Here is a 12,773-nt window from a genome sequence, read left to right on the forward strand (position 1 = left end):
GTTAACAATAACTATTAATAGTGATTGCTATAATTATTTTTTCTTTTTCGGTTCCTCTGATTTAATATGTAAACTAGCATTTTGAGCTAGGTAATTCGCTAATATTTTCTCCACTAATTCTTCTTTAGTCAAGTGATGAAAAATGGTTCTTACCTTAGTTTTGAATTCTTCAGATACTTCGCGATTAGGCTTGGTTTTAAAGATTTTTTTAGCCCAAAGTAATGTGTTGTTTTCTTCGATACTCTGTGCATCTGCTTTTTGGTATTTTGAAAAAGAAATACCTAATTCTTTTTCGAAATCAAATACTTCTGCAACTTCTTCTTTTTGTAGAATGGTTAATGAAAGTCCCTTTGCTCCTGCTCTAGCTGTACGTCCGCTTCTATGAACATATGCATCATAGGTGTCCGGTAAATGGTAATTGACTACATAACCCAATTCTTTAACATCTAAGCCACGAGAAGCTAAATCTGTCGCTACAAGAATATTGATATGCCCTTCTCTAAACTGACCCATTATACGATCACGAATTCCTTGAGATAAACTACCGTGCAAAGCACCTGATGAAAATTTATTTATAGCTAATTTTTTAGCCAACTTGTTTACTGCCGCTTTTGTTTTACAGAAAATGATACCACGTTGCCCTTCTTTTGTATTTAAAAAGTGCATAAGCACATCTAATTTTTCAATAGGCTCAACTACCACATATTTATGATCAATACCTTTATGTCCAAGGGTTGCCATATCAACCTCTTTATGTACTACATGTTTAGACATGTAATTTTGAACCAATTGTTTAATAGCTCCGGACATGGTAGCGGTGAAGAGAAATGTACGTCTAGCTTTAGGTATACCAGCAATAATAGTATCTAGGTCTTCTTTTAGGGCAGTGACCATTTCATCAGCTTCATCTAAAACCAAATACTTCAGTTTTTTAATATCAATAGCCTCACGTTTTACCAAATCAACTAAACGACCAGGCGTAGCTACTACGATATGAGTATCTTCTTTTAAGCTTTCTATTTGAGGTTTTATAGGTATACCACCGCATACTGAAGCAATTGATACTGCAGGACTATGTTTGGCATATGAAATTAGGTTGGCATGTATTTGTTGTGCCAATTCTCTTGTTGGTGCTAAAATAACAGCTTGTACTGCTGTATTTTTTGTATTGATTAATTGCAGTAATGGTAAGCCAAATGCAGCAGTTTTACCAGTTCCTGTTTTTGCTAATGCAACAAGGTCATCTTTTTTATTTAGGACAACAGGAATACATTTTTTCTGTATATCTGTAGGTACTGTAATTTGTAATTCCTCTAAACTCTGTTGAATTTGTTTATTGATTCCTAAATCCGAAAACTGATTTGACATAAAATAATTTTCGGCAAAGATAGGTACAGTTATTCAGGGAGTAACAACAATCTATTTATAAGTGATGTAGATTCCCGATAATGATTCATTTAATCTACCCAACCCCACGGAGCTTCTGGTTCTTCAATCGGCTTAGTAATATCCATTACCACTTTAAAAACTCGGTCAGTTCCTAGTCTTCTTAAATTATAAGTAAAAGTAGTATCGTTTAATGTAATCCACCAAACATTGGTTGCAGCACCAGGTATCATTTTTTGAGTTGCGACATCTGCTGAGAAAAACTGAATATCAGCTTTACCTGCATTACTTGCTGTACCACCATAAAAATTCACATCATCTTCAGTGCCGTCTTCATGCCTATGGTCATGTTTTAAGGTAAGTATTCCATCATTTTTAGTTAAAACCCATGTTCTAGATTTATCGTCACCAACATAAAACGGAATCTTAATTTCGTTATCGCTACATGCCCTAACATGCATAACAAGTTTTTTGCCACCAAAACTTTCATCTTCTTCAGGTAATGCTAAACTACCTTCGTATGCCTTACCACAATGAGATTTTAAATTGTTCCAAAATACTTCAGAAGGGCTAGTTTCTTGAGCTATAAGTGGTACTGCAAATAAAAAAATAATGATGTAAAATTGTTGTTTTAGTGTCATGGTGCAGGGTTATCTATTTTTTCAAAAATAGGTAAAAGCATTTATAAACCATACTACGATAGCAAAGCCAAGTATTTAATAAAATATGTTAGTTAAAACTAGGAAATTTTAAGTTGGAAATTTATTCAGCAGCTTCCCAGCCCCTCCACCTTTCCATCCCCTCTTGATACCATTTATCGCCTTTAATAAATGATAAATCGTTATTGCGCTCCACTTTAAATTCTATGGGTTGATTATATAACTTTCCGCTTTTCCAAGCATTAAAACAATTAATCAATGTTTCAATTTCTTCATCTTTGGTTAGGTCCATATCCAATCTGTATAAATCTTGAACTAAAGGAATTATTGATGTTTCGGTTTGCTCATCATAATGAATTAAGGGTGATAAGCGAATAATTTGCTCGTTAAGTAATTTGTCCGTAGCTACCTGTAAAAACATCATAGCAATATAGTTGGCCGTATCTGGTGGTTGGTATAAAATTGTTTTTGCTTGGTGTAACACCGTTTCTTTAAAGAAGTTAAATTGCGGTTTCCATTTAGAGAAAGCAAATTTCTTTCTTCTAAAAATTAGTGCAATCTGTTTCCAATCCCAAAAGTTTTTTTTCGCTTCAGACGACATTAATGAATTACTGGTACCTAGAGATATAATCTGAACCGTTTTTAAGTCAACACCTAGTTTATAGGCTTCTATGATTCCAGCTAGAATAGGGTTATTGAATCCGCCTAAGGCACCATCCCATAACTCATAATATATGTCACTTTGCTTAGCTTTAAAACGTGCCGGGAAATCAAAATATTGAACAGGGGCGTTAGATGATCCGTTTATAGCTTGGGTAAGTCTAACGGAATCGTAAGTATCTGGTTTTGTTGAGAATGATTTAAAGAATTTAGCACGATTATTTAAGGCATCATATGTGGCAACTACTATTTTAAGGGATGCTTTACCAATCAGTTTTGGAATTTCATCCATCTGTATTTCATCAATCTGAGGAAATAGATTTTCAAAAGCTTCCTTTTTTTTAGTTGCACTATATTTTGGTCCAAATCCCGCATTAAAAAGACCTAAATAGTCAACAGGAAAATAACGATCTTTAAAAGAGTTCTTATGAAAAATAAGCTCTCGGTTTTTCTTTTCCTTAAAAAGGGAAATGGCTTTGTCAATGGTATAATTTTCAGCTAAAGCAGCGAGAACGATACTACCACCCGAATTGGCAATTACAAGATCAAATTTCTTTAAAATATCGTGACCCGTTAAATTGCCGTATCTATCTTTTAAGGTTAACAATTGAATAATAGCCCAACTACCGCCACCGTCTAGAGATAGAATTTTATACATTTTTAATAATAATTTAGGAAATTAAGTTAAGGGATTCAATTTGAAATTGAAAAGGACGCGGGAACTACCTGTATTGTACTTTTTAAAGTTAGAGAAATAAGAAATAAGTTGTTTGTAGAATGTTCTTAGAAATTATAAGGATATTATGTTTTTTTAGATTCCCTTCACGCTATTTAAATTAAAGTTCTGTTAATAAAAAAGAATGAACGTTCATTTTTTGTAAATTTGTACTAAGAAATCATAGTTATGGCAGCATTACAGAAAAGCATAGACAAAAGAAACGCATTAATTAATGCCACTGTAGAGTTGGTAAATAATGATGGATTTCATGCCACACCAATGAGTAAGATTGCAAAAATGGCCTGTGTATCTCCTGCCACCATATATCTATATTTTGAAAACAAACAAGATTTGGTCAATAAAACCTATATAGAGGTTAAGGCTAATTATACTGCTTATGCATTTGCCACATATGATGAAACTATGCCGGTTGAAGAAGGTTTTAAAGTGATTTGGAAACGAATAGCTGAGTTTAAATTGAAAGAAAGTGCCGACGCCATGTTTCTTGCGCAATGTGATAATACCCCAATGATAGATGAAGCTAGCAGGCAAGAAGGCATAAAGCACTTGCAACCCCTACTCGATTTATGGGCACGTGGTAAAAAAGAAGGTGTTATAAAACCATTGTCAGATTATATGTTATATGCCTATTCAATTAATCCGCTTTCATTTTTAATGATTACTCAAAACCGAGGTTCTGTAAAATTGGATAAGGAGCATTTAGACCAGGCTTACGAAGCTGCATGGAGCAGCATTAAAACGTGTAAGTAGAATGAAAAAGACAGCCATCATATTAGGAGCTTCGGGTTTAACGGGAGGATTATTGTTGAAGAAATTACTTATTGACGATAGGTACGATACTATAAAATTATTTTCTAGATCAAGAATTGAGGGTTTGTCAAGTAAAGCACAGCAGTTTATAGGAAATCTTTTAGACTTAGAACAGTTTAGAAAAGAATTTACAGCAGACGAAGTGTATTGTTGTATAGGTACAACTGCAAAGAAAACTCCAGATAAAAAACGTTACATAGACATTGATTACGGTATACCTGTTGCTGCGGCAAAATTGGCGAAAGAAAATGGAATCCCTACCTACTTAGTGGTATCTGCAATGGGCGCAAACAAAAAAAGTAACGTGTTCTATAATAGAACAAAGGGAGAAATGGAGCAAGATGTTGTAAATCAAGGCATACCCCATACATCAATTTTAAGACCGTCATTAATTGGAGGAGAAAGAGATGAACAACGAACACTTGAAAAAATAGGACTAATAGTATTCAAAGCCATTCAGCCGTTATTTATTGGTCCGTTGAAAAAATATAGAATTATCAATGCAGAAAGCATTGCTCAGGCAATGTTAAATTTAGCAAATACAACGAGTAATACCGATGTTATCATAACATCTAACGATATAGAACAATTAGCAAAAGCAACTTAAATTAGAAAGATTAAAATGGAATTATTAGATAAATTAAATTGGAGATATGCCGCAAAGGCTATGAACGGTGAAAAAGTAGCCGAAGATAAAGTAAAACGCATTTTAGAAGCAGCGCGTTTGGCCCCAACTTCAAGCGGCTTACAGCCTTTTGAAATTATAGTGGTTAAAAATCAAGATATTAAAGAACAGATAAGACCTGTAGCTTGGAACCAATCTATGATTACAGATTGTTCTCACCTACTTGTCTTTGCAGCTTGGGATACCTATACCGAAGATAGAATCAATTACATGTTCGATCTAACCAATGAGATTAGAGGTTTTAAGAACGAAGGATGGGAAAACTATCGTAAGATGTTGCTAGATTCTTATCCACAAAAAGATGAAGAAGAAAACTTTAACCATGCTGCAAAGCAAGCATATATTGCCTTTTCACAATGCATTGCAGCAGCAGCTTTTGAAGAGGTAGATGCTACCCCTATCGAAGGTTTTGATCCTGCTGCGGTAGACAAAATTTTAGGCTTACGCGAAAAAGGGTTGCGTAGTGCAGTGCTATTACCACTAGGGTACAGAAATGAAAGTGAAGATTGGTTGGTGAATCTTGCAAAGGTTAGAAAACCAATGAAGGACTTGGTAACGGTTATAGAGTAACCGTTTTTCAAGGTTTAAGTATAGATTATAAATTAAAAGAAGAGAGAAAATGAACAATTTTGAATTTAAGAATCCGACCAAGATTATTTTTGGAAAGGATACCATAGCGAAATTAGAAAGTGAAATTCCTGCAGATGCTAAAGTATTAATGCTTTACGGAGGCGGCAGTATCAAGAAAAACGGTATTTACGAACAAGTTACCAAAGCATTTTCTAAGGTAGATGTTACAGAGTTTGGTGGTATACCTGCGAACCCTGAATATGCGGTTCTAATGGAAGCGTTACAGGTAATAAAAGATAAAAACATTACTTATTTATTAGCAGTTGGTGGTGGGTCTGTAATAGACGGAACAAAATTTTTATCTGCAGCAGCGGTATATGATGGAGATACCCCTTGGGATATACTTGCCAAAAATGTGAGAACCAAAAAAGGAATGCCTTTTGGGACCGTATTGACCTTGCCGGCAACAGGTTCTGAAATGAATTCAGGTGCTGTAATTACAAGAGCGGAAACCAAAGAGAAATTAGCCATGGGCGGTCCAGGATTGTTTCCTGAGTTTTCAATTTTAGACCCACAGGTTATTAGTTCAATTCCTGAACGTCAATTAGCAAACGGAATTACAGATGCTTTCACACATGTATTGGAGCAATACATGACCTACCCAATAGGTGCATCTTTACAAGATAGATTTGCAGAAAGTATTTTGCAGACATTAGTAGAAGTTGCTCCTAAAGTATTAAAAGATCCTACCGATTATACACCTGCCGCAGATTTTATGTGGAGCTGTACAATGGCATTGAACGGATTAATTCAAAAAGGAGTGCCTGGTGATTGGGCTGTGCATATGATGGGTCATGAGTTAACCGCATTATTCGGTATTGACCACGCACGTACCTTAGCGGTAATTGCACCAAGTCACTACAAGTACAATTTTGAAGCTAAAAAAGAAAAATTAGCACAGTACGGCGAACGTGTTTGGAATATTACGGAGGGTAGTATGGATGACAAGGCATATGCTGCCATTGAAAAGACCGAAGAATTCTTTCATGAATTAGGTATCGATACTAAGCTATCTGATTACACTAAAGAGTATGAAGGCACTGCCGAAGAAATTTCTAAGCGATTTACAGATCGTGGATGGAAATTAGGTGAACGCCAAGCTTTAATGCCAGAAGATGCACAGAAAATCGTGAAAATGGCTTATTAGGTTAAGCGAAGTATTTTTAAAAAGGGCTGTCTAATTTAGACAGCCCTTTTTTATTTCCGGTTATACCGATTACAAATCACATATGAATGTCTTATCTAGAAGGCAGAATAGTCAAAAACCAATATCTTCGCGCGCATTATGTGGATGTACCTCGGACTTTTAGCAGCGCTTTTTTTAGGATTACACAACTTATGTAAAAAACATGCCGTACAAGGTAATGATGCCTTTTCTGTTCTTTTAGGCACCTTAATCGCTGGTTTTTTATTGTTTTTACCCTTGTTTTTGGCTTCTAAATACTATCCTGTAGAATTACAGGCAATAGATTTATTTGTATCTGATATTTCATTGAAGACACATGGGTTTATCTTGATTAAATCTATGATTATGGCATCGTCATGGGTATTGGCATATCAAGCTTTGAAACACTTGCCAATTACTATTGTAACACCAATACGTTCTGCAGGTCCATTTTTCACGTTTATTGGAGCGATTCTAATTTATCAAGAACGCCCTAATTTTTGGCAGTGGATTGGGTTTTTCCTAATTATTTTTTCCGTATTTCTTTATTCTAGAATTGGCAAAAAAGAAGGTATAAACTTCAAGAATAATAAGTGGATATATGCTATTATAGGAGCCACCTTTTTAGGAGCTTCAAGTGGTTTGTACGATAAGTTTTTAATACAAAGTTTAAATCTTAATCCCCCTACCCTACAATTTTGGTTTTGTACTTATACTATGCTGATGATAGGTGTGGTAGTAGTAATTACACGAGCGACCAATGCTAATTTAAAAGGTTCCTTTAAATGGCGGTGGACGATACCTATGGTGGGTATTCTTTTACAAACGGCAGACTTTTTTTATTTTAAAGCATTACAAGATCCAGATGCATTGATAATGCTACTTTCAGCCATAAAGCGTAGTCAAATATTGATAGCTGTAGTCGTTGGCGGTTTTATTTTTAAGGAACAAAATAAACGTAAAAAATTAGTGCCGTTAGCGGGTATTATGCTTGGTGTCTTTCTTATTCTTTATTCATAAGAAATTCTGTATTGCTTTCTCTCATAAGAAAATAGAGTGCTATAATAGGGTTAGCACGTTGGTAGGCTGTATCTTTGTAATGTTATAGTATGTTTAATTAGTTTAAAGTAGCAAATGTCATTTAAGAAACTGAATCCACACTTATTAGAAAGACTAGAATACCTTTCCATTACAGAACCAACTTCTTTCCAGAAGAAAAGTATTCCCGTAATTAAAAGCGGAGCAAATGTATATTGTACAGCTCCAAAGGAAAGTGGTAAAACTACAACCTTAATATTGACAACATTACAGAAACTAAAATGTAAAGCCGAAGGCAATGCGCCAAGAGCTGTTGTTGTGGTTGAGAATAAAGAAAAGGTACTGGAAGTTTATGATAAGTTTTTTGAATTTACCAAGTATACGGATATGAGACTATATGCCAGTTATAAGGAATTGCATATCGATATTCAAAAATCAGAAATATTTGAAGGTATAGATATACTTATTACAACACCTACTACACTACACAAGTTGTTTTTATTGAATGGGGTAAGTACGTCTCAATTGAAGATCTGTAGTATTAATGATGGTGATTTTTTAATTCAGAAATCGGACTATACAGCTATGATTACGGTTGCACAAAGTATTATGAAATGTCAATATGTGATATACTCAGAAAAAATGCATCCTAAATTAGAACGTTTTGAAGATTATTTTATGGAACATGCTAGTCATGTAAAGCTATAATATAAGCTTTCTTATTGCTTAGAATATCCTTGTTTACGTAGCACATCTATAGTACTATTATAGCCAATATCAAAAATGGCATCTATAGATCTCATATCAAAAGTTGCATATTCACAAAGCTCTTCGGGAGAAACTACAAACTCGCATTCTGAAAATTTTGCTATGGATTCTGATGCTGATTTTATTTTATACGCTCTTTCCAATACATTGTACGAATGTTTTAAATCTTTTATTTTAATTGATTTTAGTGCGTTTACATAGCTGCCTATTATTTTATCGCAGTGTGGTTGTAAAGGCTCAATAGGGAAATTGTTTAATACACCACCATCTACGTAGAAAGACCCATTAATATTAATAGGTGAAAAAACACCAGGAAAAGTTGCAGATGCAAGTACTGGTTTTATCAATTCTCCAGTATCAAAAATCTTTAGTTCCCCTTTAACGATATCCGTAGCTGTTATAAAAAGCTCCTTAGGAAGTGATTCAAATTTATCGTTAGGGAAAAACTTTTTAAACTCATCATAAAACTTCTCTGTGTCTATAAAACCGGGTTTTTTACGGGCGAATCTATTGGCATGAAAAATAGGAATTACTTTGAAGAATTCTAAAATATCTTCCCATTTTACACCACCTGCATATAATGAACCAACAATAGCACCCGCACTAGTACCAGATATATGGGTTGGGTAAATACCATGTTCCTCCAAGGCTTTTATTATACCAATATGTGCTACTCCACGTATGCCACCGCCTGAAAGAACTAACCCAATAGTTGTCATAATTGATTTAATTTCTCTTGCTTAAAATATTCATTTTTGAACAACAATTTCAAATTTCACTATACCCCCATTTATTTCAGCTCTCTCCAAAAAACCATATTTATAATAGTAAATATTCTCATGGTTTTTAGAATTTATCTTTTTATATGAATGATTACCTAAAGGTATAATGGTATTAAAACTTCCATCTTGTTCAGAATAGCACCGTTCTATGTTTACTGGTTCCACAAAATATAGCAATATGGTAGCATATTTGATATCTTCTTCTACCACTAACTCATTTTTATCATTTTTTGAAATTTGGTAATAAGCTATTTCCCATTTGGTAAGAATGTCGGCATAGGGTTTATCATTAATATCTATAAGTACATTGGCCTTTTTTAGTTTGTTATTTTCAAAGGTAACATCATATTCATAGTTTACTTGAATCTCCTTAATAATTCTCGTATTAATAGAGGTAATACATTTGTAATGTACTTTTGAATCTTTAATAATCTTGGTGGCTTTTAAATCACCAATAATTTTATTCTTGCTTATAATATCAAAGACCAATGTGCTCTTTATAGGTCTCACATCATTAGTTGTAGAACTAAACAAACCTAAAAAAACAACCACACTACCTATAATGAACTGATTTATTGAAGACATTTCTTTATAAATAACACGGTTCGCTTCATATTTTCTATTACTATGTAAAATTAAGTAATTCCGTTTTTTGTCAACCTAACCAATATCATTTTTTATAGAATGTTATAAAATGTAAAAGCGCTTACGAATTTCTCCGTAAGCGCTTTTATTAAAAATTTAATAATTAGTATTCCATATCAATTATACCAACCACTTCATATGCTCTAGAACCATTTACTTGTATTTTTTCATACAGTATATTAGAATATTCGTAGTAGGTTAATCCGTCAATAGTAACTTTTTCATGCCCATCAGGTAATTCACTAACTACAGTTCCGATTTCAGGGTCTACAACTTCATAACCAGAATTTGCTTCCACATAAAAGCTACCTCCAAAGTTGAAGTAGATATTGTTGTTATAACGAACCCTAGCATAATCAGTAGGTAACGTATTTATTCTAAACCCAACCTTAGGTGCAATGGCAATATATCTACCACGCGATGCTGTATAATATTTGTTATTAGAGTAGTAATAATTTTGACCATTGTGTTTAACTACGGTTTTATTAGGTACAGTTCTAACGGATACGACTTTCTTTGTAGGTGTTCTATACTGTACTTTCTTACTTGAAACTCTCCCCGGTGTTTTGGTAACTGTTGTAGTTTTTGTCGTTGTAGTTTTTGTTGCCGTTCTTTTACGTGTTTGTGCTGTACTTGGTAAAGCAAATGCTATAAGGAATAAACCCAGTACTACGTATGTTTTAGTGTTTGTTTTCATAGTTTTAAATTTAAAAGGTTAAACTTTTATTTTACGTTTAATACTTTGACATGTAAAGGTAGCTGTGGTTTAATCTATAACCTTGTTATTTAATTAGAAATAGAAGAATTAGCCGTTTCTATCTATGAATTTGAACATTTTATAGAAGTACAAAATACATCTTTTAGGTGTTGACTATGAACTAATTCTTGGTAGAAGAATCATTATTTTGCTGGTTTTCTAATACTTTTCTAATAGATTCACTATCCCAGTGATTATCATACGCTACAATACCTCTTTTAAAATCTTCTTCTAATAATTTTTGTTGCTCTTCTAATTCTTTGCGGGCTTTAAATATATAGTTTTCATCACCTTTAGGTTCAGCTGCCAATCTTCTTAAACTTGTTTCATCATATTTAATGAAATTCTGTACTTGTTGGTTCAAGGTATATTTTCGAAAACCAAGTTTGCTTAATACGTCTTTGGCCAATGAAAGAGAAGTATCTAAAGATTCTCGATATATATTCTCCATACCCATATTCAATAATTCATATGCATCATATCGATTTTGCGCACGTATCATAAGTTCAACATTTGGGTATTTATCTCTGACCAGTTTTGTAATTTCTTTGGTGACACTAGGGTTGTCAATTGCACATATAAGTATTTTGGCTTGGGCGATACCTGCAGATTCTAATAAATCGATACGTGTAGCATCTCCATAATAAACTTCAAACCCCACTTTACGTAGAAAATCTACTCGGTTAGAATCTTGATCTAAAATAGTGGGTTCAATACCGTGAGACCTTAGAAAACGACCAACGGTGCTTCCAAAATGTCCGAAGCCGACAAGAATAACATTTTGCGACTTTGCAATATGGTCCATAGGTCTTTTAATAGATTCTTTTGTCCCAATTTTAGGGAGAATTAATCTTTCGTTTACAATACTTATAATAGGTGTTATAGACATGGTCAAGGCAGTAATTACTAATAAAATATCCATTTGTTCTTGATCTAGAATATTCAATTGAAATGCAAACGAAAGCAGTACGAAGGCAAATTCACCAATTTGTGCCAATCCGAAGGTCAATAATAGTTTTTGGTCAAGCTTCATTTTAAATACCATTCCGGTTATGAACAGAACAATTGCTTTGATCAGTATTACAGCTATTAAAATACCGCCAATAGTCAACGGCATCCTTGCAATCACCACAAAGTTTATGGAAGCTCCAACAGCTATAAAAAAGAGACCTAATAGTAGATTTTTAAAGGGTTCTAAGGTGCTTTCTAGTTCATGTTTATATTCGCTGTTCGATAACACTACACCGCCTAAAAAAGCTCCTAATGCAGGTGAGAGTCCCACATATTCCATTAAAAAAGAAATACTAAAGACTATTAAAAGAGCAGATGCAATCAATAGTTCTCGAACACCGGTTTGTGCAACTTTTCTTAACATCGGTACTATTAAGTACTGCCCTGCACCTATGATTAATGCAACGGATAAAATAATGGCAAGCGTCTGGTAACCCATAGGTAACCCATCTAAAAGATTGCTACTTACTTCATTGTTATCGGTTGTGGCAGCTACATCACTATTTGAAAGTAATGGGATAGCACCTAACATAAATATAACAATGATATCTTGAAACAATAGTATAGAAAAGGCTGAAGTTCCAAAAGTGGTTTCCATTAATCCTTTTTCTTTAATGGTCTGCATGGCAATTGCGGTAGAGGATAAAGCTACAGCCATAGAAGTGACTAAAGAAACCTTCCAATCAAAATCTAATAGCATAAAAAATAGATATGATAATAGCATGGTACCCACAACCTGTATACCGCCCATACCAGCAATGGTTTTACGCATATTCCAGAAATTTTTAGGTTCAATTTCCAATCCGATTAAGAATAGCATAACTACAACACCAAATTCTGCAAAATGAAGAATATCTTCTCCTTCTTCTCCTATAAAACCTAATAGATAAGGTCCAATTAATACTCCCGCCATTAAATAGCCTAAAACCGAACTAAGGCCCAATCGTTTGGCTATAGAAACACAAATAATTGCTCCCAATAAGAAAACTATTGCATCGAAAAGTATACTGCCGGTCATATTGGTTGATTTTGATGAGC

13 protein-coding genes are annotated in these 12,773 nt (G+C 33.9%); 6 read left to right on the top strand and 7 right to left on the bottom strand.

Going from position 1 to position 12,773, the window contains the following annotated elements:
• Positions 1-33: 33 nt before the first annotated feature.
• The 3 genes from ACJJVP_RS14545 to ACJJVP_RS14555 form a co-directional block, all read right to left on the bottom strand.
• On the bottom strand, positions 34-1,368 hold the full coding sequence (locus tag ACJJVP_RS14545) for a DEAD/DEAH box helicase (RefSeq protein WP_405414613.1): 1,335 nt from the start codon (positions 1,366-1,368) through the stop codon (positions 34-36).
• 89 nt (positions 1,369-1,457) lie between these two features.
• Positions 1,458-2,027 carry a hypothetical protein gene (locus ACJJVP_RS14550; RefSeq protein ID WP_405414614.1) on the bottom strand — a complete coding sequence of 190 codons (570 nt, stop codon included), beginning with the start codon at positions 2,025-2,027 and terminating at the stop codon, positions 1,458-1,460.
• 121 nt (positions 2,028-2,148) lie between these two features.
• Positions 2,149-3,363, bottom strand: coding sequence for a patatin-like phospholipase family protein (locus ACJJVP_RS14555; protein WP_405414616.1), 1,215 nt, complete (start codon positions 3,361-3,363; stop codon positions 2,149-2,151).
• 246 nt (positions 3,364-3,609) lie between these two features.
• Between ACJJVP_RS14555 and ACJJVP_RS14560 the strand changes: the two genes are divergently transcribed.
• The 6 genes from ACJJVP_RS14560 (at position 3,610) to ACJJVP_RS14585 (ending at position 8,480) form a co-directional block, all read left to right on the top strand.
• Positions 3,610-4,194 (top strand): TetR/AcrR family transcriptional regulator, encoded by a 585-nt coding sequence (locus ACJJVP_RS14560; RefSeq protein ID WP_405414617.1) that lies wholly within the window; start codon positions 3,610-3,612, stop codon positions 4,192-4,194.
• Between the two features lies 1 nt (position 4,195).
• Complete coding sequence (locus ACJJVP_RS14565) at positions 4,196-4,861, top strand: NAD(P)H-binding protein (RefSeq protein WP_405414618.1); 666 nt, start codon at positions 4,196-4,198, stop codon at positions 4,859-4,861.
• A 15-nt stretch (positions 4,862-4,876) separates the two neighbouring features.
• Positions 4,877-5,509 (top strand): NAD(P)H-dependent oxidoreductase, encoded by a 633-nt coding sequence (locus ACJJVP_RS14570; protein WP_405414619.1) that lies wholly within the window; start codon positions 4,877-4,879, stop codon positions 5,507-5,509.
• A 49-nt stretch (positions 5,510-5,558) separates the two neighbouring features.
• Positions 5,559-6,716, top strand: a complete 1,158-nt coding sequence (locus tag ACJJVP_RS14575) for an iron-containing alcohol dehydrogenase (protein ID WP_405414621.1) — start codon at positions 5,559-5,561, stop codon at positions 6,714-6,716.
• A gap of 138 nt (positions 6,717-6,854) precedes the next feature.
• Positions 6,855-7,754: an EamA family transporter gene (locus ACJJVP_RS14580; protein WP_405414623.1), complete on the top strand. Its 900-nt coding sequence runs from the start codon at positions 6,855-6,857 to the stop codon at positions 7,752-7,754.
• 114 nt (positions 7,755-7,868) lie between these two features.
• Positions 7,869-8,480 carry a DEAD/DEAH box helicase gene (locus ACJJVP_RS14585; protein ID WP_405414625.1) on the top strand — a complete coding sequence of 204 codons (612 nt, stop codon included), beginning with the start codon at positions 7,869-7,871 and terminating at the stop codon, positions 8,478-8,480.
• An 11-nt stretch (positions 8,481-8,491) separates the two neighbouring features.
• On the opposite strand, the gene ACJJVP_RS14590 is transcribed toward ACJJVP_RS14585, so the two are convergent.
• From ACJJVP_RS14590 to ACJJVP_RS14605, 4 genes are all read right to left on the bottom strand, one after another.
• Complete coding sequence (locus ACJJVP_RS14590; protein WP_405414627.1) at positions 8,492-9,259, bottom strand: patatin-like phospholipase family protein; 768 nt, start codon at positions 9,257-9,259, stop codon at positions 8,492-8,494.
• Between the two features lie 30 nt (positions 9,260-9,289).
• The gene (locus ACJJVP_RS14595; protein ID WP_405414629.1) at positions 9,290-9,907 is read right to left on the bottom strand and encodes a DUF6134 family protein; all 618 of its coding nucleotides are present in this window, start codon (positions 9,905-9,907) and stop codon (positions 9,290-9,292) included.
• Positions 9,908-10,070: 163 nt separating this feature from the next.
• Entirely contained in the window at positions 10,071-10,664 is a 594-nt protein-coding gene (locus ACJJVP_RS14600; RefSeq protein ID WP_405414631.1) for a DUF6515 family protein, read from the bottom strand.
• Between the two features lie 181 nt (positions 10,665-10,845).
• Positions 10,846-12,753 (bottom strand): monovalent cation:proton antiporter-2 (CPA2) family protein, encoded by a 1,908-nt coding sequence (locus ACJJVP_RS14605; RefSeq protein WP_405414633.1) that lies wholly within the window; start codon positions 12,751-12,753, stop codon positions 10,846-10,848.
• Positions 12,754-12,773 lie beyond the last annotated feature (20 nt).

It is taken from the genome of Maribacter sp. Asnod1-A12, from assembly GCF_045063735.1.
Lineage (GTDB): Bacteria > Bacteroidota > Bacteroidia > Flavobacteriales > Flavobacteriaceae > Maribacter.